Source organism: Mesorhizobium sp. ES1-4, from assembly GCF_020164745.1.
Taxonomy (GTDB): Bacteria; Pseudomonadota; Alphaproteobacteria; order Rhizobiales; family Rhizobiaceae; genus Mesorhizobium.
Genome location: NZ_JAIUGV010000001.1, coordinates 304,136 through 324,560, shown reverse-complemented (window position 1 = coordinate 324,560; position 20,425 = coordinate 304,136). Strand labels below are relative to the sequence as shown.

Sequence of the window (20,425 nt, the reverse complement as noted above, 5' to 3'; positions counted from 1 at the left end):
CCTCACGCAGCCGAGGCTCGCCGCGTCGGGAGCGAGGCGGACGTCATGCCGGGTGCGTAGCGACGGACCATCGATGCGCAGAATTCAGCGAATTCCCCGGGGACCAGCGGAGGGCTGGTGTGATGAGGCATCATCCCACGATGCTCGGGCGTGAAGCAGAAGGTAACCGTGACATCGAAAGCGGCGAGGGCTTCCATCTGTCGGTCGAACCAGTCCAACGCATTCGGCCTGAAGCTGTCGGCCCAGGAAAGCCCCGTGCGCACGTTGGTGACGCCGAGCCGCTTCATCCAGGCGACGGCGTCGTCCAGTCGCGGGTCCTCGAAATGAAACCACTGCACCAGCCCCATTGCAGGCGTGTAGCGCAGGAATTCTTCCATCGCCGGCTTCGGCGTACCGTCCTGGCGCAGCAGCCCCATGTGGAAATGACGATAATAGGAGGAGCCCTCCGCTTCGCGATGCCGCGTCGTTGCTCCCCATTCGCGCGGAAGGTCATAGAGGCTGTACCACTGGATTCGTGGTGCGTTGCCGAGCAGCAATTCGGCAGTGCGCTTGAGCCCCCAGACCTGTATTTCCTCGGCCCCGAAGGTTGATATCCCGACCTCGCTGACCCAGATGGGAAGATCGGTGACGGCTGCGATCTCGCCGATCTTCTGCGGCCATTCCTGAATTTGCCATAAGTTCCAGTCAAGAGGAAAGCCGTGTACCGCAACGGCGTCGACATGGTTCAGCACGCCAAATCCCTTCATGCGCGCGATAAAGTCGGGGTCTATTGGCGATATACCGCCAAGCACCTTTGTCAGAGCCGGGTTCTCGGACGCGATCGCATCCGCCGACAGGATTGCCATCCTGGCAAAGCGGCTCCAATCAGGGTCGAGCTCGGGGTCCCAGTGCGACTTGTTATTGGGCTCGTTCCAGATCATCGCGGCTTCAATCATGGAGCTTTCCTTTCGACGGATAAATCGCGCCACCGCCGGCCGGGTCGCCGGCGACGCGGCAGAAATAGACCTCCTGCTCGGGATGCAGAACGATCTCGAAGCCCGCACTGCGTAGCATCGCCTCGGTGCAGGCCCGGTTGGGTATCCACCAGTTGGTCGGATCATCCGCATAGCGGTGCTCGACGAAGTGTAGCTTGGGATATTCTGGCCGGTCGAACAGGTCTTGCGTCCAGAAGTGATAATTCTCTTCCAGATCGGGCAGATCCGTGCTGCCCCGTTGCATGGACTGAAAGATCATCAGGTCGCCGGCGACGTGCTCGCGGATCAAGTCGAGCGCAAGCAAGGGGTGGCGCAGATGGTAAAGCACGCCCATGAACAGCACGACGTCGAACGTCTCGCGCAGGGCACCAACGTCGTAGACCGACAATTTCTGGAATTCGATGTCGCAGTCCGCGATCTCGGCCGCAAAGCGGGCCTGCGCCAGATAGGCCTCGTCGAAATCGATGCCGAGGACACGGGCAGCGCCCCGCCGTTTCATCTCGATTGAATAGAAGCCGGCATTGCAACCGATGTCCAGCACGGTCTTGCCGGCCAGATCGGCGGGTATGGCGTCAGCGAATTTGCGCCATTTGATCAGCGGGTAATTGCCGAGAAAGTGGTGGGGCGCGGTTTCGACACCGGCCAGTTCCATGTTGTGAAACCATGGGCCGAGCGCGTCGATGCGCCGGCGGATTTCGGCGTGGGAATGCAACATGGTCAGGCTCCTTCGCCTGGAACGACGGGCACATGCGAATGCGTGCCGGGCATGATCGCGGCGGACTGGTGAGGGGCGGATGGGATACCGTCTTCGAGCAACCGCAGGGCTGTGCGATAGCCGTTGAAGGTACCGACATCGACATAGGCGGACCCTGCCTTGACACCGTGGGCCACGCCGCCGGCCGCAAGGTAGGCGTTGACCAACGTCCCGATGTATTCGTCACGGTGGTCGCGCTCGCGCCACAGTGCCGCAAGCCGATGCAGGACATGACCGGGCATCTTGAACGCACCCCAGACCCAGTTCGTGGCTGCACCCTGCTGCTTAACCTGGATTTCGATCACACGCTCGTCGTCATCGGTAAGGACGGCGTCGAAGAATTCCGGGTGATCCACCGGGAAGAGCAGAAACGAAAGCTGATCGTCAGGCAGGTGGCAGAAACCGTCCTCGGGAAACCAGATCGTATCCGGAAGGCCGACCAAGACCACCTCGTCGGGCGCGACCAGGGGCGCTGCCCGGAAAATCGCATCGCAGAGACCGACCGGATTGGGCTGCACCACAAAAAGCGCCGCCGCGTCACCGTAGCCGGCGGCGTAGTATTCGAGGATGTCGGACTTGCCCGATCCGATGATGAAACAAATCTTGTCGACGCCGGCCTGGATCATGCGTCGCACCAGATACTCGCTTACGGCGCAGGGACGTTCGGTCTGTCCGTCGATCCGGCTGCCGACCGGCAGCAGCTCCTTCGAGAAGCCAAGTGGTTGAATGCGGCTGCCACGTCCGGCAGCGGGCACGATGCCCAGCATCAGACTGCTTCCTTCATTGGCGCGCCGACCGGATTTCGCAAGGCATCGGCCACAATTCCATCCAGTTCCGCCGCGCGCCTGGTGGACGTGTGTTCGCTCAAGACGCGCTCGCGGGCACGCCTTCGGATATCGTCGAGCTCGGACTCCGGCAATTGCAGTGCGGCGACCACGTCATCCGTGTCCCGCGCCAACAGCAGTTCGCGGCCGGGTTCGAAGAATTCCGCGAGGCCTGGCCATACGTCAGTGACGATCGCAGCTCCGCACGCAGCCGCTTCGAAGAGCCGTCCCGAAGGGCACCAGCCCTTTTGCGCCATCGCTTCCCGCGTGACGTTGAGCGTCAGCCGCGACGACGAGAAGAACGCCGGATGGTCGGCGGGCGGCAGATGCCTGACGAAGAAGATGTTGTCGACCCACGGGAATTCCTGCGGATACTGTGCACCGCCGATGATGAAGCGCTGATCGGGCAGGCGCATGGCCGGGCGGACCAGCAGTTCCTCGACGCCGGCCTGGCGATCGGCCGCGTAGGTACCGAGATAGGACAGATCACCGGCGAATTCGGCCCGCCTCTCTGCCGGCCGGTGCTGGTCCGGATCGACATGCCCGTAGAGCGGCAACACGTGGCGCGCACCCAGGACCGTCCTCAGCGCGTCGAGCGCCGAGCCGCCGGTGTAGCTCAGGACAAGATCGTAATCGGCGAGCCCCTCAGGTCCGAAATAGGGGGGACGCTCGCCTTGCTCGATGCGGGCAAGGGTGACCGGAGTGTCGAGATCGTAGAAGACACGCAATCCGCGACTTGCCTGCTGCGCGAGGCGCGAAGCCTCCACGGCGTCGGCACAGTAGGAGGTGATGACGACGACATCCGCTTGCTTCATCGCCTGCTCCGCCACGCGACGGATGTCCTCCCAGTCCGGATAGACAACGACGTTGCCTCCATCGAGCTGGTCCAGATCGCGGGTCCCGGCATAGTAGGGAGTGTCGCGTTCGAAAAAGGTGATGGACCAGCCCAGCCGGGCGAGGGCGCGGATCAGCCCACGCCACAGCGTGGCATGGCCGTTCCCCCATGAAGATGTGACGGTAAGACCGAAAATGACCATCCGCATGGGGAATTTCCTCGTCAGGCAACTTCATTCATTCGCAGGAGCTTTGAGCCCCAGTCGCCCGACACGATCGTCGTGATCGAAGCGGGATCGATGTCGAAGCGAAAGCAATCGCCGACCGGCAAGCCGAGCACCTTGCAGACGGCGGCCTTGATGACGTCGGCGTGGCTGACCAGGGCGACGCATTGGTTCTGATGCAACGCGCGAACGGCGTTCATCAGCGAGACGATGCGCTGCTGGACATCCAGCATGGTCTCGCCGCTCGGTGTCCTGGCCTCCTGTCGCTGGTCATTCCACGCGCGCCAACCGGCGTCGCCGTTCAGTTCATCGAAGGTCTTTCCGGACCAGTCGCCGAAGTCGATCTCGTCGAGTTCGGCGCGGATCGCGATTTCACCGACACCGCAGGCGAGAGCGATCGGCTGCGCCGTCTCCCGCGTGCGCTCGCGCGGGCTGCACAGGATGGCGGCGATCGTCTCTTGCGCCATGCGCCCGCCAAGGTGCTCCGCTTGAGCTTTGCCGGCCTCGCCAAGACGAACGCCGGCCATGCGCCCGGCAAGATAGGAGCCGACTTTGTCGTGCGTCGCATGGCGGATCAAGAAGAACGTCGTCGTCATTCCGCGGCATCCAGCAAAGGCTCGTCCTTGCCGGCGATGAAAGCGAGCGTCCGTTGTCGGGCTTCGGCGTCGGTGAACTGTTCGGGAGGCGACTTCATGAAATAGCTGCAAGGACCTGTCAGCGCTCCGGCGATGCCGCGGTCGAGCGCCAGCTTGGCGCAGCGGACCGCGTCGATCACCACGCCTGCTGAATTGGGCGAATCCCACACCTCCAGCTTGAGCTCGGCATTAAGCGGCACGCCGCCGAAGGTCGTGCCTTCGACACGGATATAGGCCCATTTGCGGTCGGTGAGCCAAGGCACATGGTCGCTGGGTCCGACATGGATGTTGCCCGGCTCCAGGGGAACATCGAGCTGGCTGGTTACCGCTTGGGTCTTGGAAATCTTCTTCGATTCCAGCCGCTCACGTTCCAACATGTTGAGAAAGTCGGTGTTGCCGCCGAAATTCAGCTGATAGGTGCGGTCGATGCGCACGCCGCGCTCGCGAAAGAGATTGGCCAGCAGCCGGTGCACGATGGTCGCGCCGACCTGGCTCTTGATGTCGTCGCCGACCAGCGGCAAGCCGCGTTGCTCGAAGCGCCGCCGCCATTCCGGACGCGAGGCGATGAAAACCGGTATGCAATTGACGAAGGCGCAGCCGGCCTCGAGCGCGCATTCGGCATAGAAGTGTGTCGCCTCCTCCGAACCCACCGGCAGATAGGAGACCAGCACATCGGCTCCGCTGTCGCGCAAGATCTCGCTGACGTTGGCAACCGGTTCGGGCGCCTCTTCGATCTCGTTGCGCAAATATTTGCCGATGCCGTCGAGCGTCGGTCCGCGTTCGACGCGAACACCGGTCGTCGGCGCGTCGGCGAAGCGGAACGTGTTGTTGGGAGCGGCGTAGATCGCCTCCGCGACGTCGCGACCAACCTTGGTTTTGGCGACATCGAATGCACAGACGATTTCGATGTCGTCGACGTGATAGCCACCGAGATCGACATGCATCAGGCCCGGGATCGGTTCGTTGCTTTTCGCATGGCGATAATAGGAGAGGCCCTGCACCAGGGACGATGCGCAATTGCCGACCCCAGCGATGCCGACACGAATCTTTTTCGATCCCACGAAACTGCCGCCCTATGCTGTTCAAAGGTAAGTTCCTTGCGCCGAACCGCTACCCTGCCGGAATGTTCCTTGGTCGACTGAAAAATTGCCCGGGACGGCATGGATCGAAACCGCACCCACCTTGCCGCAGGGCAGGAACCGCAAATCGGTCGATAGTCGTCTGCGGCGACCACAAGGGGCCGGAGAGTGCATGGCAGTTCCAGGGGGCGGTGATCCCGACCGCATGTCTCCACACCAGCGCCACGATGCGTCGGTCGGGCTATGCTTCAGCAAGTCGTCGAAACCCGCCGCTTGGACGCTGGACCGAGGGCACCACGCTGGACCAGGCACGCCTGCCCAGGCAAAAACCGCCGCGGAGCTCCCATGCTATCTGGCCCGGATCACGCCAGGCGTGACGGTCCCCGTCAATCCAGCCTTCGCAGCATGTCTGCTTCCTGCTCGAGAATCGTGGCCACTTCTTCCCGCTGCAGATGCGTCATCATCAGGCTGACGCAGCACTCCAGATAGGTGATCGAGGCGCGCCGCAAATAGGCAGCCATTTCCCTTTCCGCAATCTTGTCGATGTCCGTCGCGGATCGCTTGGGTTGCATGACGTCCTCCATATCTGGTCCTCTCGTCAAACCACAAGCTTGAGCGGATGTTCCCGCGGTTCGACGGAAGATGCGGCCGCGATGTGGCGTCAGGCAGGGAGGTTCTGCAGCCCGCCTGACGTGGGCCTCGCCCTTGTGGCGCTAACGGGTATGTCTTCGCCGATCTGGCCGCCTTCGAGCGATGCGAAATAATCGATCGTGCGCGCGAGCCCCTCGTCGAGAGGCACTCTCGGCGTCCAGCCGAGCACCGCTTTCGCGCGCGATATGTCGGGCTGCCTGCGCCGAGGATCGTCCTGCGGCAGCGGCAGAAACGTCATGTCCGACTTGGCGCCCGTCATTGCCTTCACCAATGCCGCCAATCGCATAATGGTGAATTCTCCGGGATTGCCCAGATTGATCGGCTTGCCTGGATTGGGGTCGATGTCCATCAGGCGCATCAACCCGTCGATCAGATCGGAGACGTAGCAGAAAGATCGCGTCTGCAGGCCGTCGCCGAAGATCGTCAGCGGGCGCTTTTCCAGCGCCTGCATGATCAGGTTCGAGACAATGCGGCCGTCGGCCGGGTCCATTCTCGGCCCATAGGTGTTAAAGATGCGCGCGACCCGAGCGTCGGCATTGCCGGCCCTCAGATAGTCGAAGCAAAGCGTCTCGGCGGTGCGCTTGCCCTCGTCGTAGCAGGCGCGCGGACCGGTGCAGTTCACATGACCGACATAATCTTCCCTCTGCGGATGTTGTTCCGGATCGCCGTAGACTTCACTCGTGGAGGCCTGCAGCAATCGCGCATCGTTGCGGGCAGCGAGTTCGAGCAGGTTCAACGTTCCGATGACGCAGGTTCGCGTGGTGTGTATCGGATCGGCCTGGTAGCGCGGCGGCGAGGCGGCGCACGCCAGGTTGAAAATGCGATCCACCGGCTCACCAAGATCCAGTGGGCGGCATATGTCCTGCTCGATCAACCGGAAATTCGGCTGGTCTACAATCGCGTTGATGTTCTCCAAGCGACCGGTCAGAAAATTGTCGGCGCAGATCACGCGCCAGCCATCGCGCAACAATGCTTCGCAAAGATGCGAACCGAGAAAGCCCGCGCCACCGGCGACGAGCACCGTCTTTGCCCTTTGCTTTTTCTTTGTTTGCCGCATCGCCATATTCTCCTGCCTGCCAGTCATGCTGCACTTCCGATGTCGCGAGCCAGGGCCACCGCCCCCTTTTGGATAAGCGCCGTGATGAATTCGCGAGCCCTGGCCATTCCGGTGTGGGAAGCAAGGACAAGTTCGCGTGCCCGATCGGCCATGGCGAGGCGTGCACGCGCCGATTCCCTGGACAGAATCGTGACGACATCGTCCGGCTTCGTGGCGGTGTGGATCGCCGATGTGGGGAAGAAACTGTCGAGGCCCGGCCAGCGGTCGCTGATGATGGGCGTGCCGCAAGCTGCTGCCTCGAAAAGACGCACGCTGGGCGACCACCCGGCGGCGACCATGGACCGGCGAGTGACGTTCAGCGTGTAGCGCTGACGGCTGTAGAATGCGGCGTGATCGGCCGGCGGCAGATGTTCGATGCGCTCGACATTGTCGGGCCAGTCGATGTCGGAAGGATATTGCGAGCCGGCCACGACGAAACGGCGGTCCGGCATAAGCCGTGCAGGCTCGAGCAGGAGCGCGTTCAGCGTGGCCTGCCGGTCCGAGCTGTAGGTGCCGAGATAGCCGAGATCCCAGCGGATCGGGTCGGCAGTGCGGTGATGCCGTTCCGGATCGACCGAGCAGTAGAGCGGCTCGGCGCGACGCGCGCCAAAGGTATGCGCCAGATCGGCAAGTGTAGGGCCGCCGGCGAAGGAGAAATAGATGTCGAAGTAGGGGACCTGACGCCAGCTCAGATAGTCGCAATCGCCAGCCGACAACTTTGCCAGCGTCACCGGCGTGTCGATGTCGTAAAAGCAGAGTTGTCCTTTGCAAAGCGAAGCGACGATATCGATGACCGCGCGCCCTTCCGGCACGAAGGAGCCGATGACCACGACATCGGCCTGTTGCAGGCAGCGCGCGTAATCGCGTTGCAGTTCCCGTACGGTTTCGTAATAGCGCAAGGCGCAGAAATCCGGGTTACGCAGGTCGCGATGATTGGCGTACCATGGCACATCGCGCTCCAGAAAAGTGACGCGGTGGCCGAGCTCGTGAAGGCCTTTCAGCAGTCCTCGAAAAGTCGTGGCGTGGCCGTTTCCCCAGGACGAGGACAGCGACAGGCCGAGAAAGACGATGTTCAACTGCGTGGTCATTCAGCAGCCTCCACGGTCCCTTGCGTCAAATGCCGTTTGAAGACCGCGTCCGCCACGGCCGCCCGCAATGCGTAGGTGTGGTCGGCGAGAACGCGGCGAAGTGCGGCCTGGCCGATTGCCTTTGCCTGACCAGGGGTCAGCGTCCGCATGATTTCGGCGACATCGGCGCCGTCGCGCGCCACAAGGATTTCCTCACCCGGTTTCAGGAACAGTTCCACGCCCAACCAGGCATCGGTGATAAGGCAGGCGCCGGCGCCGGCCGCCTCGAAGACGCGCGTGGCAGGTGAAAAACCATTGGCGGCCATGCTGTCGCGGCTGATGTTCAGCACGGCCTTTGGCGTGACATTGAAGGCGTTGTGATCGCGGGTACCGACATGGCCGAGCCAGCCGACATTGGTGGGGAGCGGCTTGTCGCCCCAGCCCGATCCGCCGAGCAGAAACCGTTGTTGCGGCAGCTGGATCGCGGGATCGAGAAAGAACGACCCGACCCGCGCCTCACGATCCGGCAGCCTGTTTCCGAGGAATGCCAGATCGCAGGCAAAGCGCGCATTGCTGGCCACCGGGTGGTGCGTCTGCGGATCGAGCGCATTGTAGATTGGCACGCACTCCTTTGCGCCCATGGCGCGATAGGCCCAGACGACGGGATCTCCGCCGCCATACGTCAATACGAGGTCGATTTCCTGCAGCGCACCATGCAGCGGGTGGTCCGGCTCCTCGCGCAACTCGGCGAGCGTGGCCGGTGCATCCACGTCCCAGAATACGATGAGCGCATCGCTGCGGGCGTGGTCGAGCACTGCGCGCAGCAGCGCCTCGTCCTCGAAACCGACGCCACTCGCCTTGACGACGATGTCGGCTTCGGCCGCGCGCGCCGCCACTTGCATCAGGGCATGCCGGGTAGCCTCATAAACGACGACGCTGCACCAGTCCGGCGCCTCGATGTCGCGGTTTTTCTGCCGGTCATAGACATCAGGCTCATAGAAGGTGATTTCGTAGCCAAGCCCCGCAAGCGCCTTGAGCAACCCACGGTAATACGTCGCGGCACCGTTCCAGTAGGACGACAAAAGGCTCGATCCATAGAATGCGATCTTCATGCTGCGGCTTCCTCTGGGGCGGTCGGGTCGGCAGTGTGCCGGTTCGTGCATTGCGAAAGCACGTCGAACAACTCGTCGACGCGGTGTCGGCAAGTGTGTCGCGAGCGGATGGTTTCAAGCCCCGAGGTCGCCAGGGAGGCGGCCAATTCGGGATCGGCTAAAACCGCCCGAAGGTGTTGCCGCATTTGGGAACCATCCTCGGCGAACAGGAAGTCGACGCCGGGCCTGAATAACAGCTCGACATCGGACCACGGCGCTGAAATCAGCGGGATGCCGCAGGCAAGAGCCTCGAACATGCGGATCGTCGGAATTCCAGGCAGGCCCTCGCGATAAGGCCGCCGCGGGATGTGCACGGTGACACGATGCGCGGCGAACGCCTTCGGCACGTCGGCATTGGCGATCCAGCCCTCGTAGCGCAGACCGGCGGCGGCCAGGTCGGCAAGTGCCGTTTCAGGATAGCGCACGCCGTGAACAGTGGCCTGGAGACCCAGGTCGCGCACCGGTTCGATGAGGAATTCCTGGATTTCGGCGGTCCGCTCGTCGTCGCCCCAGTTTCCGATCCAGACCAGATCGGACGTGCGGTGGATTTGTGGGTAAGGCTTGAACAGCCGGTCGTCCGCCGCTTCGTGCCAGGTGAAGACACGCTTGCCCCAGCCGGCGCGCAGGTAGCTCTCGCGCAATGCTTCGCCAAAGGCGAGAACCCCGTCATAGTGCTCCAGACGGAGCGCCGAGATGGCTTCGGTGGCCGACACTGCCCGGTGATGTGTGTCGTGAAACAGAAGGATGAAGTTGCCGCTGCCGGCCCGGGCACGGCCGATACGAGCGACGAGCTCCGGGTCGGTCCATTCGTGCACGACCACGACATCGGCCTCGGCGATCCAGGCTTCATGGTCGAACCCGGCATCGTAGGTCACCGGCATCAATTCGGGAAAATCCTCGCGGAAGCGTTCGATCGCGAAGGATCCCTTCTCGGCCAACAGATTCGATCGGCTCCAGCCGTCCGACGGCTCCAGCGCGATGGCCTGATGCCGGCGCGCCACCAGCTCGCGCATGACGCCACGAAGGAAATGGGCATTGCCGTGGTTCCAGTCGGAGACGATCGAGTGGGTGTAGAACAGGAAGCGCATGATCAGCGCTCCGCCATGGCTAGCGCCGCTTTTTCGTAGACTTCGCGCATGGCCGCTGCCTGCCTTGCCAGCGTGAAGCCGCGGCTGCGGCGGAGGGCTGCCCGACCGAGTTCCCGCCTGTGCCCGGCATTGCTGGAAAGACGATTGATGCAGTCCGCGAGATCATGCGGGTCGCGCGGGTCGAAGAACATCGCGGCCCCGTCCCATAATTCGCGATAGGTCGCGATGTCGGAGAGCACCAGGGGCGTTGCCGACATAGCCGCTTCCAACGCCGCCAGGCCGAACGGTTCGTAGAGCGATGGCGATACAAAAATGCCAGCGCCGGCCATCAGGGAGCGGACCTCGTCATATGGCAGCGCTCCGAGAGGAACGGCATGGCTGATTGTGGCACGCTCGCCGTTTGGGCCGTGAATGGAACCGGCCGTGAAAATGGGCCATTTCGTCAATGAGGCGGCCTGATCGACGGCCACCACGTTCTTTCCCTCGTCCCACCAGCGGGCAGCGGCGAAAACGAGCGGCTGGCGGGTTTCGGCTTCCGGGACCGGGCGCGCGGCATTTGCGACAACCTGAAGGCGTGCGATCGGGCCATAGCAGATCTCGAGCAGTTCGGCGTGGCTGCGACTCGGCGCGACGACGGCGTCGGCCCTGTCGAAGCCGCGCCTGTTGCGCTCTTCCTGCCAGGTCCATCCGCTGTCCAAAGCTTGTTCCCTGACGGCGTGGAACCACGTCGTCACGCATGAATGCGAGACCGCTATGACAGGGCAGGGTGCATCCAATCCCACTGCCTGCGTCGGCGCGTTGAGATGGACAAGGTCGATGGCGTGGTCGCGCATCGGCGCACGCAATTCCCGCGGCAACGCGTCGAGGTCGCTGGCGTCGTGGGTCATCCAATCCAGCGGCAAATTCAGCCAGACAAGCGTCGCGAAGGACCGCGCCTCTTCGGCCTGTTGCCTCGATGGTTCCGGCCCCAGGCCGGCGAACACGATGCTGTCGCCGCCCTTGACCAGTTCCCGTCCGAGATCAAGCGCGTAGCGCCACACTCCGCCCATGGCGTCGACGGTCATCAGGATGCGTCGCTTGCGCGGGCTCAGTGTCCGCAACATGTCGCCTCCAGTTCCGCCAGCGGACGCGGGCGCCTTTCCTGGATGTCGCTGAACTTCTGGAACGAAGCGAGGTAATGCTCATGGGCGCGCTCCCAGGCGAGATCGTCGGGTTCGCCCCAAAGCTCGCGATAGCTGGGCGAACTCGGATATGGATAAAGCGGTACGGGTTCATTGGCCCACACGCCATTGTCGATCAGGTGGGCTCGCCAGTGATCGACAAGGGCAGGATCATCCTCGACCACGCCGATCAGATTGGCTTGAACGAAGGGAACGTGGCGTCTGGCCTTGACCAGCAGCGCGGCGAGTTCCTCGGTGCCCAGCCGGCAGCGCTTCGCCAGCATGGCGCGTCCTTCCACAGTCAGGCTTTCGAGGCCGGCTTCGATGGAGACGCAGCCGGCCGTGCCCAGCAATTCCAGCAGCTCGGGTTTCCACAGATCGATGCGGGTCTGGACGCCGAATTTCACATCGCGGCCGACCAGCGCTTCCAGCAACGCCTTTTGCGGCAGGAAGATTTCGTCGATGAAGTAGATGTAGCCGACACCTTGGGCAATCAGCCGATCGATTTCGGTTATCACCGCTTCGTGGTTGCGGCGGCGATAAGCATCGCGGAAGTCTATCTTGGCGCAGAAGCTGCAATGGTACGGACAGCCGCGTGATGCCTCGACCTCGGCGCCGAATCCATGCTGTTGGTCATCAAACCTGTGATGATGATGCCAATGAGCGGCGATCCAGTCGGATGGCCAGTCAAGCGGCGGATGATCGACAAACGCACTGGCATGAACGCCGCCGTTCGAAACCAGCTTGGCGTCCCGCAGATAAGCGGTCGAGGGTACCGCGCTCCAATCGTCGCGCCGGGCAAGTTCGGTGACGACTTCCTCGCATTCGCCGCGCACGACAATGTCGACGCCGAGCTTGCGCAAGGTCGGCGCCGGCGTCGCCGAGCCATGCGGCCCCACCGCGACCGTGCGTCCGCCACGCCCCGCGAGACGATTGAGGAAATCGGCCGGCACGCGCAGTTCCGGTGGTGCGCAGCGCCAGAACAGATAGGTCGGCGCGGTGCTGACGACCGTCATTGCCGGCGCGAACTCAGCCACGCGTTCGCAGAGTCCGCGATTGTCGAGTTTCTGCAACTGGCCGTCCAGCAGCAGCACCTCATGGCCAGCCGTTTCGAGCATGGCTTTCGAATAGCCGAGTTCCAGCGGCAGATGCGGTTGGCGGCAGCCGAAATAGATGCTGTCGTCATACGTCCATGAGGGGTTGACCAAGGCTATTCTCATGCCACGTACCTCACGGCTTCGGCGCGGCGCTCGAGCCGGTGGCGCTGCAGCCAGTCGGCAAGATCGCGAACGCCCTGGCGCCACGTGACCTTTGCCTTCCAGCCGAGCGCGGCTTCGATCTTGCGGGTGTCGGCGACGAAGAAGGGTTGGTCGCCGGTCCTTTCACCATCGTGGCGGATCGAAAGCTCACGGCCGGTCAGGCCGCCGATCTCGTTCAACAGCATTCGCAGGCTGAGCGCATTTTCAGGTCCGCCGCCAAGATTGAATGCCTCGCCGCTGACGGTCTCGATGCGGTCCAGGACGGCCCTGTAGGCGGCGACTGCATCGTGGACGTGCAGTATGTCGCGCACCTGCCTGCCGTCGCCATAGATGGTGATTTGCCGCCCCGTCAGGGCGCTGAGCAGGAAGTGCGCCACCCATCCCTGGTCCTCGGTGCCAAACTGGCGTGGTCCGTAGATGCAGCTCATCCGCAGCACCGCCGTCGGCATGCCGTAGGACTTGGCATAATCGAGCACATACTGGTCCGCCGCTCCCTTGGAGCAGCCATAGGGCGTGCAGAAATCGAGACCGCGGGTCTCATCGATGCCGCTGGCCCGGACGACGCTGTCGCAAGGTATGTAGCGGTCGCCGTCCTTGCGCACGGTGATATCGGGAAGGCTGCCGTAAACCTTGTTGGTGCTGGCGAAAATCACCGGAACGCGCTCAGCGCTCAGTCGCGCCGCCTCCAGGACGTTGAACGTTCCCCGAAGGTTGATGTCGAAATCCTCGTCCGGCCGGACCAGGCTCGTGGTAACGGCCGTTTGCGCGGCCAGATGGAAGATCGCCCTAGACCTCATCAGAACCGGCCCCAGGGCGCTGGCGTCCCGCACATCAATGGTCTCGACTGTAAGGCGGCCGCCATGTTTCTGGGCCAGCCATTCAAGGTTCTGTTGCACCCCTGGACGGCTGAGATTGTCGATCACCAGCACCGGCTCGCCATCCGACAGAAAGCTGTCGGCCAGGTTCGATCCTATGAAGCCGCTGCCGCCGACGATGGCGACCGGCGCGTCGCGGCGATTGCGTGCGCCCGGGCTCATGACACCAACCCGCGCTCTTCGAGTTCGCGCTTCATTTCGGCGCCGCGATCGACGGCGACCGTGTTGCGCACCCAGGAAACGAAATCGCCGAGAGAGTTCTCCAATCGCTGCGCGGGTTCGAATCCCAGCAGCTCACGAGCCTTGGAAATGTCGGCGAAGCAGTTGCGTATGTCTCCGGAGCGCGCCTTTCCGAGCAGCTCGGGCGACCGGTTCGGGGTCCCCATGGCCTCCGCAAGCAATCGCGCGACTTCGCTGATGGCGTACGCCTGGCCGCTGCCGATGTTGATGACGTGGCCCTTTGCCTGACGTTGCTGCAGCGCAAGCCGAAACGCGCGGGCGACGTCGTGCACATGAACGAAATCGCGCTTCTGTTCGCCATCCTCGAAGATCATCGGCCGCTGGCCATTGGCGAGACGTGACGCGAAGTTGGCCAAGACGCCGGTATAGGGATTTGATAGCGCCTGGCCGGCGCCGAAAACATTGAACAGGCGCAGCGCGACGGCATCGATGCCATACGCTTCGCCAAAGATCAGCACGGCGCGTTCCTGGGCGTATTTTGTGAGCGCATAGATCGAGGCGAGGTCGACTGGTTTTTCTTCGTCCGTCGGCACCGGGGAAAGAGGTTCGCCTTCCGGAGACAGCGGATTCCACTGCCCGCTTTTGATGTCGCTCGCCTTGCGCCGGGCATTGTCGATGCGCCGGCCATCGGGGGTGGCATAGAGGCCTTCGCCATAAACGCTCATCGAGGAGGCGACGACGATCCGCTCGACCGGGTGCCTGATCAACGCCTCGAGCAAGGTGGCTGTGCCGAGATCGTTGGTGCCGACATAGCGCGCGATCTCGTACATCGACTGTCCGACGCCGACTTCCGATGCAAGGTGAATGACAGCGTCGACACCTTCCAGCGCCTCGGCGACGGCCTCGCGGTCGCGTATGTCGCCCTTGATCAGTTCGGCTCCGGCAGGAAGCGCAACCGCCTCGCCCGCATGCACCTGCTCCAGCAGTGCGTCGAGAATGCGAACCGAGTAGTCCTGGGCGATGAGTTCTTGTGTGACCTGGCGGCCAATGAAGCCGCAACCTCCCGTAACCAATATGCGTTTCACGACAATTCCTCGGACAAGTGACCTCGGCGCCCCGAACTTTTCGGCAAAAGGTTTGTTCCCTGGGCTTCAACAAAGATCCCTCCGCCGGCTCGCATGAAAGAGGGGCATCACACTCGGCGCGCGATCGGGGAACATTTGCGGCCGGTGCGCTGTTAGGGCGCTCCACAGCCGCCTTGGCGCCGACAGGGCGAAGCCGATGTTCAAAGGAGATTTCAATGTCGCAGTCCCAGACGACCACCGATCACGACGAAATCCGCAAGTGGGCCGAGCAGCGGCAGGGCCGCCCGGCGGTGGTTCGCACCAAGGGCGAGGGCGGCATCCTGCGGATCGACTTCGGCGAGCCCGAGGAAGCCTTCGAGCCTATCGACTGGGACGAATTCTTCCGGATATTCGACGAGAATGACCTGGCCTTCCTCTACCAGAGCAAGACCAGTGACGGAAAACCCAGCCGTTTCAACAAATTCGTCGAGCGCGATCGCAAGGGCTGAGAACGCCGGCCAGCGACCGATCCTGCTGGACCTGGAAAATCTCAAGAGAGGCCGGAATAATCGACGAACCCGTTGCTTCGGGCCCTGGCAGAACTCGATCCGAAAAACGATCGCAGCTCGCGCAGCCTGATAGGCGACATCGCCACGGGCGCGCCGCGCGAGGACAGCCACGCGACGGTTCAGGTGCGGAGCAGCGGGCGGTCGCGGCGGGGCTTGGCCGGGTTGGCGAAATCCCGGCCCAGGAGGACACATTCAATGCATGAGATTGGCACCGCGAGCCTTCGCGATCTCTCCCATGATGTCGTTGAGCCAGTTTTCGGTGGATTGACCAAGCTGCCTGCGGTCGAGGTCCCGGATTGCTTGCTCGAGCGTCCGTTCGACCAGCCTGTCTGACGCGCTGACGTCGCCGAGCAGAAGACGTGCTGCAAGCCGCAGTTTGGGCAAAAGCGCGAAAACGTCGTCAGGCGAGGGTGGCACGGCGCTTATTACTCGCTGCGACGCCTGCACTGGAAAAAGAGCATTGAACACAGCCTTGCTGCCCGTGGATTTTCGCAAATTACTGGCGTAGCGGAGGTGTTCGGGAATGGCGATGTCGCTGTCGCCGCTGAAGAACACGAACGGGACACCGCGGCGCATCAACTTGTCCGCAATCGGAAACACGCGTCGGCCGTTCAGATTGACGTCCAGGATTGCAGCTTCGGCCTGGTCGGTATGTTCGGATGCCTGCTCGACGGTTGCGGCCGGCCCAAGAATGATGGCGCCCATGTTGCTGAAAAACCGTGCGAGATCTCCCGCCATCGCCCATTCGTCTTCGACTATCAAAATATGTAGCCCCCGCAGATCGTGCACGTCGTCATCCTTTCTCGGAGCGGAGTTCAGGTTGCAGAGAAGTTGCTTCCCGCTTTCTGTCGTCCAGCGCCGCCTGCAGTCGTTTGGCAAGCACCAGCATGCGATGCGGGAAGGGACCCGTATCGAGATGTTCGATTGACTGAGGCGCCCCCGGCGCGGTCGACGCCAGGAGCTTCATAACGGCAGAGCGTTTTGTCATTGAACCACCATGGATATTGGGCTCAACGTCGGCCTTGCGGTCTTGTTCCATCGTCCTTGGGCGCTATATGATCGCGTTCTGTCGGATCCGACCTTTGGGGGAGCTCATAACGGGGGAGAGTTCATATCGGGCCGAACGAAAGGGGGACATGCCGTGACAGCCCGATCAATCAAGTTTCCCATCGTCGGCATCGGTGCGTCCGCGGGCGGTATCCCCGCGATGGAGGGACTGTTCAAGGGCCTCACCAGCCAGCCCGGCATGGCGTTCGTGATCATCACGCACCTCAGCCCCAAGCGCAACAGCCTGCTGCATGAGGTTATCGACCGCTACACCGATATGCCCGTCGTGGTCGTCGAAGACGGCGTGGTTGTTGAACCCGATCACGTCTATGTTATGCCGGAGAACGTCACTCTCGGCATCGACAACGGCGTTCTGCATCTGCGGCGGCCAAACGGGCTTACCCAAGAGCGCAAACCCATCGATATCTTCTTCAGCGCACTGGCCGAGGACCAAGGCGAATATGCTGTCGGGGTGATTCTGTCGGGGGGCGATTCCGATGGAACCCTCGGCGCCAAGGCGATCAAGGAGCGGGGCGGGCTTACCGTCGCACAGGCGCCTGACGGCTACGGTCCGCGCAACCCCGACATGCCGCAGAGCGCCATTGCCAGCGGGCTCATCGATGTCGCCGTACCCGCCGAGGAGATTGGCGCGAAGCTGGAGGTCTACGCCGCCGGCTTCGAGACGCTGGACGGGCTGGCGAACGAAGACGATGATCAGATGGCCGACATAGACAAGGTCCGCGAACAGATCTACGGAATCTTGCGCAGCCACTCCGGTCACGACTTTTCAGGTTACAAAACCAAGACGTTCCTGCGCCGGATCAAGCGGCGCATGCAGATAGCCCAGATTCCGTCCACCAGCGCCTATATCGACTGGTTAAAGAAAGACCCTCGCGAGGTGATGAGCCTGTTTCGCGATCTGCTGATCAACGTCACCAGCTTCTTCCGCGATCCCGACGCCTTCGAACTTCTCGAGCGAAGGATCATCCCGCAGCTCTTCGACGGCAAGACCGCGAGCGATACCGTCAGGGTCTGGGTTCCCGGCTGCGCCACGGGCGAGGAGGTGTTCTCGATTGGCATCCTGCTTCGTGAACACATGGAAACTCTTTCGGCTGTTCCGCGCGTCCAGATATTCGCCACCGACATAGACGAGCCGGCTCTGGCCGTGGCGCGCGCGGCACGCTATCCCGAAGCCTTGTTGAAGGGTCTTTCTGCAGAGCGCAAACAGCGGTTCTTCAACGGCGATGGCGAAAGCTACGTCATCAGTAACGAGATCCGGGAACTTTGCATCTTCTCGCCGCACAGCGTCATTCGCGATCCACCTTTCTCGCGCATGGACCTGGTCTCATGCCGCAACCTGCTGATTTATTTCGGCCAACCGATTCAAAGCCGGGTCCTTCCTGTCTTCCACTACGCGCTGAAGCCCGGCGGGTATCTTTTCCTCGGCACATCCGAAAGCATCGGGCAGCACGACAACCTCTTTGCTACCGTTGATAAGAAACATCGCCTCTTCCAGGCACGCGAGCATGCCTCGCCGCACATAAGGCTACCGGCGCTGATCGGCGATGGCCCGTCCGGCGTCTTGCCCGCCGAAACCGCGGGCTTGAAGAAGGGGGCGATCGGTTATCCGCTGCGCCAGGCTGTCGAGGCGCAGGTGCTGGAGCGGTTCGCGCCGCCCCATGTCCTGGTCAACGCCGAAGGCGACGTCGTCTATTATTCGGCCAGGACCGGCAAGTACCTCGAAGCGCCGCAAGGTATCCCCAGCCGCCAGTTGCTGACGATGGCGCGCCGCGGGCTTCGGCTGGACCTGCGTGCCGCATTGAGGGAGGCGACGACGACACGCCGCACGGTGGTGCGGGAAAATCTCGGAGTCGAGGAAGATGACGAACGCGTCCAACCGATCAGGCTTACGATCGAACCGCTCGCCGAAAGGAGCAATACTGAGCCGCTCTACCTTGTCCTTTTCGAGCCGTCGGGACCGACGCAGCCCCGATCCGATGCGGACGGTGGTGGCCATGACAGCGACAGCACCGCCGATCTCGAGCGCGAACTGCGAGACACAAGAGAGCGTCTTCAATCCACGATAGAGGAGTACGAGACAGCCCTCGAAGAGGTAAAATCGTCGAACGAGGAACTCGTCTCCGTCAACGAGGAAGCGCAATCGACCAACGAGGAACTTGAGGCCTCGAAGGAGGAAATGCAGTCGCTCAACGAGGAACTGAATACGATCAACGCGGAATTGACCAGCAAGATCGACGAACTCGATCGCGCAAACAGCGACTTGCGCAATCTGTTCGAAAGCACCGAAATCGCGACCATTTTCCTCGACCGCAGCCTCGTGGTGCGGACCTTCACGCCGGCTGCGTCGTCCTTCTTCAGCCTGCGCCCCTCCGACGTCGGCCGGCCCTTGACGGATCTGTCGAGCCAACTCGACTATCCCGAGTTGAAGCAGCACATCGACAAGGTGTTCGAGACAGGCGAAACCCTGGACCACCATCTTGCGCGCGATGCCAGGGGCCAGTTTCACATGGTCCGCATCAACCCCTATCGTGACAAGGGCAACAAGATACAGGGCGTCGTGGTGACACTGGTCGACGTTACCACCCTGGCGCGGGCGGAAGAGCATCAGCAGGTGCTTATCTCGGAGCTCAACCACCGCGTCAAGAACATGCTGGCGGTGATTGCCAGCATCGCCAACCGCACGCGAGAGAGTTCCGATACGAAGGAGGCGTTCGCGGACGCCTTGATCGGTCGGCTGCTCGCCATGTCCCGGGCCTACGGACTGCTGACCCGCGAGAGCTGGAAGGAGGCTTCCGTCAAGGAATTGCTCCACCAGGAACTTGAGCCATTCGGCATCGAACGCATCGAACTCGATGGCGGCGACGTAAAAATAGGCCCGCAGCAGGGGCTTTCCCTCAGCATGGCTATCCATGAACTGGCCACCAATGCAGCCAAGTATGGCGCCTTGGCCAGGCCTCGAGGCAGGATTGGTGTCAGATGGTCGGTCGAGGGCGACAATTTCACGCTTGGCTGGCGCGAAAAGGATGGCCCTCCCGTCAAGGAACCGTTGCAACACGGCTTTGGCCTGAACCTTTTGAAAGGAGAAATCGGCTACAGGCTTGGCGGCCATGTCGAGACCTCCTTCCACAAAGAGGGTCTCGAGGTCCAGATCGCTTTTTCGGCAAACCATGGAGACGTGCCGTGAGCGATAGACCGAGCATCCTGGTGGTCGAGGACGAGTGGCTGATCGCGGAGGATGTCGCGTCTCGCTTGCGTGTCGCGGGCTATCCCGTGGTCGGCCCTGTCTCGTCGGTCGCAGCCGCGCTTCGGCTTGTCGAGGCTGACAAGGTCGACATGGCGTTGCTGGACATCCAGTTGAACGGCGAAACGAGCCTGCCGGTCGCGCGGATATTGCTGGATCGCGGCACTCCGTTCGCGTTCGTAACGGGATTTGGGAACCGCGATGTTCCAGCACCGTTTCGAAACTGCAAATTCGTGTCTAAACCCGCAAGCGAGGCGGCTATCCTCGCTGCCGTGGCCGACCTGACGTCGCTTCGCGAAACCAAGAAAACGACGTGACTTGAAGCGCCAGCCCGTTGCGATCAGTCCAGCGGCTTGCCGGTAGGCCGGGGCGTTGTGCTTGCCTGGCGCGGCCGACCGGCATTCCGATTGGCGACCGGGTTATCCAGTGGAGCGTTCGACGGGCGCGATGCGCCCGCGGTCTTTGGCGTCGGTGGATTTGCGCCGGCATCCGTGTCGCTGGCATTCCTCCTTGGGTGCGGCAGGCCTCCGCCGTCCGGTGAGCGGATGGCGGGTTTCGAGGTCGTGTCATCCTCGGCCATGGTGGTTTCCTTCCTGGCACGAAACGAACTCAATCGTCGGCACGATTGAAAG

Annotated in this window: 20 protein-coding genes; 3 read left to right on the top strand and 17 right to left on the bottom strand. The window is 62.4% G+C overall.

What is annotated here, in order from left to right:
- Positions 1-2 precede the first annotated feature (2 nt).
- The 15 genes from LB556_RS01700 to LB556_RS01630 form a co-directional block, all read right to left on the bottom strand.
- Positions 3-935, bottom strand: coding sequence for a beta-xylosidase (locus LB556_RS01700; RefSeq protein ID WP_224562450.1), 933 nt, complete (start codon positions 933-935; stop codon positions 3-5).
- Positions 928-1,689 carry a TIGR04290 family methyltransferase gene (locus tag LB556_RS01695; protein WP_224562448.1) on the bottom strand — a complete coding sequence of 254 codons (762 nt, stop codon included), beginning with the start codon at positions 1,687-1,689 and terminating at the stop codon, positions 928-930. The genes LB556_RS01700 and LB556_RS01695 overlap by 8 nt, the downstream gene beginning before the upstream one ends.
- Positions 1,690-1,691: 2 nt before the next feature.
- On the bottom strand, positions 1,692-2,495 hold the full coding sequence (locus LB556_RS01690) for a sugar phosphate nucleotidyltransferase (protein WP_224562447.1): 804 nt from the start codon (positions 2,493-2,495) through the stop codon (positions 1,692-1,694).
- Entirely contained in the window at positions 2,495-3,595 is a 1,101-nt protein-coding gene (locus LB556_RS01685) for a glycosyltransferase (RefSeq protein WP_224562445.1), read from the bottom strand. The genes LB556_RS01690 and LB556_RS01685 overlap by 1 nt, the downstream gene beginning before the upstream one ends.
- Before the next feature lie 14 nt (positions 3,596-3,609).
- The gene (locus LB556_RS01680; RefSeq protein ID WP_224562444.1) at positions 3,610-4,206 is read right to left on the bottom strand and encodes a histidine phosphatase family protein; all 597 of its coding nucleotides are present in this window, start codon (positions 4,204-4,206) and stop codon (positions 3,610-3,612) included.
- Entirely contained in the window at positions 4,203-5,306 is a 1,104-nt protein-coding gene (locus LB556_RS01675; RefSeq protein WP_224562442.1) for an inositol-3-phosphate synthase, read from the bottom strand. Before LB556_RS01675 ends, LB556_RS01680 begins: the two co-directional genes overlap by 4 nt.
- Before the next feature lie 404 nt (positions 5,307-5,710).
- Complete coding sequence (locus tag LB556_RS01670) at positions 5,711-5,896, bottom strand: hypothetical protein (RefSeq protein WP_224562440.1); 186 nt, start codon at positions 5,894-5,896, stop codon at positions 5,711-5,713.
- Positions 5,897-5,985: 89 nt separating this feature from the next.
- Entirely contained in the window at positions 5,986-7,032 is a 1,047-nt protein-coding gene (locus tag LB556_RS01665) for a UDP-glucuronic acid decarboxylase family protein (protein ID WP_224562438.1), read from the bottom strand.
- Positions 7,033-7,055: 23 nt separating this feature from the next.
- Complete coding sequence (locus LB556_RS01660) at positions 7,056-8,159, bottom strand: glycosyltransferase (protein WP_224562436.1); 1,104 nt, start codon at positions 8,157-8,159, stop codon at positions 7,056-7,058.
- Positions 8,156-9,250, bottom strand: a complete 1,095-nt coding sequence (locus LB556_RS01655; RefSeq protein ID WP_224562434.1) for a glycosyltransferase — start codon at positions 9,248-9,250, stop codon at positions 8,156-8,158. The genes LB556_RS01660 and LB556_RS01655 overlap by 4 nt, the downstream gene beginning before the upstream one ends.
- Positions 9,247-10,377 carry a glycosyltransferase gene (locus LB556_RS01650; RefSeq protein WP_224562432.1) on the bottom strand — a complete coding sequence of 377 codons (1,131 nt, stop codon included), beginning with the start codon at positions 10,375-10,377 and terminating at the stop codon, positions 9,247-9,249. Before LB556_RS01650 ends, LB556_RS01655 begins: the two co-directional genes overlap by 4 nt.
- A 2-nt stretch (positions 10,378-10,379) precedes the next feature.
- Positions 10,380-11,480 carry a glycosyltransferase family 4 protein gene (locus tag LB556_RS01645; RefSeq protein WP_224562430.1) on the bottom strand — a complete coding sequence of 367 codons (1,101 nt, stop codon included), beginning with the start codon at positions 11,478-11,480 and terminating at the stop codon, positions 10,380-10,382.
- Positions 11,465-12,757 carry a TIGR04295 family B12-binding domain-containing radical SAM protein gene (locus tag LB556_RS01640; protein WP_224562429.1) on the bottom strand — a complete coding sequence of 431 codons (1,293 nt, stop codon included), beginning with the start codon at positions 12,755-12,757 and terminating at the stop codon, positions 11,465-11,467. The genes LB556_RS01645 and LB556_RS01640 overlap by 16 nt, the downstream gene beginning before the upstream one ends.
- Positions 12,754-13,833, bottom strand: coding sequence for an NAD-dependent epimerase/dehydratase family protein (locus LB556_RS01635; RefSeq protein WP_224562428.1), 1,080 nt, complete (start codon positions 13,831-13,833; stop codon positions 12,754-12,756). Before LB556_RS01635 ends, LB556_RS01640 begins: the two co-directional genes overlap by 4 nt.
- Positions 13,830-14,936, bottom strand: a complete 1,107-nt coding sequence (locus LB556_RS01630) for an NAD-dependent epimerase/dehydratase family protein (RefSeq protein ID WP_224562427.1) — start codon at positions 14,934-14,936, stop codon at positions 13,830-13,832. The genes LB556_RS01635 and LB556_RS01630 overlap by 4 nt, the downstream gene beginning before the upstream one ends.
- A gap of 215 nt (positions 14,937-15,151) precedes the next feature.
- Between LB556_RS01630 and LB556_RS01625 the strand changes: the two genes are divergently transcribed.
- Positions 15,152-15,424 carry a hypothetical protein gene (locus LB556_RS01625; protein ID WP_224562426.1) on the top strand — a complete coding sequence of 91 codons (273 nt, stop codon included), beginning with the start codon at positions 15,152-15,154 and terminating at the stop codon, positions 15,422-15,424.
- A 252-nt stretch (positions 15,425-15,676) separates the two neighbouring features.
- Here LB556_RS01625 and LB556_RS01620 read toward each other — a convergent pair whose 3' ends face one another.
- The gene (locus tag LB556_RS01620) at positions 15,677-16,273 is read right to left on the bottom strand and encodes a response regulator (RefSeq protein WP_224562425.1); all 597 of its coding nucleotides are present in this window, start codon (positions 16,271-16,273) and stop codon (positions 15,677-15,679) included.
- A 4-nt stretch (positions 16,274-16,277) separates the two neighbouring features.
- Positions 16,278-16,523 carry a hypothetical protein gene (locus LB556_RS01615; protein ID WP_224562424.1) on the bottom strand — a complete coding sequence of 82 codons (246 nt, stop codon included), beginning with the start codon at positions 16,521-16,523 and terminating at the stop codon, positions 16,278-16,280.
- 102 nt (positions 16,524-16,625) lie between these two features.
- Between LB556_RS01615 and LB556_RS01610 the strand changes: the two genes are divergently transcribed.
- Positions 16,626-19,736 carry a CheR family methyltransferase gene (locus tag LB556_RS01610; protein WP_224562423.1) on the top strand — a complete coding sequence of 1,037 codons (3,111 nt, stop codon included), beginning with the start codon at positions 16,626-16,628 and terminating at the stop codon, positions 19,734-19,736.
- A complete protein-coding gene (locus LB556_RS01605) occupies positions 19,733-20,110 on the top strand; it encodes a response regulator (RefSeq protein WP_224562422.1) in 378 nt (125 codons plus the stop codon). The genes LB556_RS01610 and LB556_RS01605 overlap by 4 nt, the downstream gene beginning before the upstream one ends.
- Positions 20,111-20,425: the final 315 nt, after the last annotated feature.

Coding starts and splice junctions, on each gene's coding strand:
- LB556_RS01665 (WP_224562438.1), bottom strand. CDS start 7,032: ATGCGGCAAACAAAGAAAAAGCAAAGGGCAAAGACGGTGCTCGTCGCC.
- LB556_RS01690 (WP_224562447.1), bottom strand. CDS start 2,495: ATGCTGGGCATCGTGCCCGCTGCCGGACGTGGCAGCCGCATTCAACCA.
- LB556_RS01645 (WP_224562430.1), bottom strand. CDS start 11,480: ATGTTGCGGACACTGAGCCCGCGCAAGCGACGCATCCTGATGACCGTC.
- LB556_RS01685 (WP_224562445.1), bottom strand. CDS start 3,595: ATGCGGATGGTCATTTTCGGTCTTACCGTCACATCTTCATGGGGGAAC.
- LB556_RS01680 (WP_224562444.1), bottom strand. CDS start 4,206: ATGACGACGACGTTCTTCTTGATCCGCCATGCGACGCACGACAAAGTC.
- LB556_RS01625 (WP_224562426.1), top strand. CDS start 15,152: ATGTCGCAGTCCCAGACGACCACCGATCACGACGAAATCCGCAAGTGG.
- LB556_RS01655 (WP_224562434.1), bottom strand. CDS start 9,250: ATGAAGATCGCATTCTATGGATCGAGCCTTTTGTCGTCCTACTGGAAC.
- LB556_RS01640 (WP_224562429.1), bottom strand. CDS start 12,757: ATGAGAATAGCCTTGGTCAACCCCTCATGGACGTATGACGACAGCATC.
- LB556_RS01670 (WP_224562440.1), bottom strand. CDS start 5,896: ATGCAACCCAAGCGATCCGCGACGGACATCGACAAGATTGCGGAAAGG.
- LB556_RS01660 (WP_224562436.1), bottom strand. CDS start 8,159: ATGACCACGCAGTTGAACATCGTCTTTCTCGGCCTGTCGCTGTCCTCG.
- LB556_RS01635 (WP_224562428.1), bottom strand. CDS start 13,833: ATGAGCCCGGGCGCACGCAATCGCCGCGACGCGCCGGTCGCCATCGTC.
- LB556_RS01615 (WP_224562424.1), bottom strand. CDS start 16,523: ATGGAACAAGACCGCAAGGCCGACGTTGAGCCCAATATCCATGGTGGT.
- LB556_RS01695 (WP_224562448.1), bottom strand. CDS start 1,689: ATGTTGCATTCCCACGCCGAAATCCGCCGGCGCATCGACGCGCTCGGC.
- LB556_RS01700 (WP_224562450.1), bottom strand. CDS start 935: ATGATTGAAGCCGCGATGATCTGGAACGAGCCCAATAACAAGTCGCAC.
- LB556_RS01650 (WP_224562432.1), bottom strand. CDS start 10,377: ATGCGCTTCCTGTTCTACACCCACTCGATCGTCTCCGACTGGAACCAC.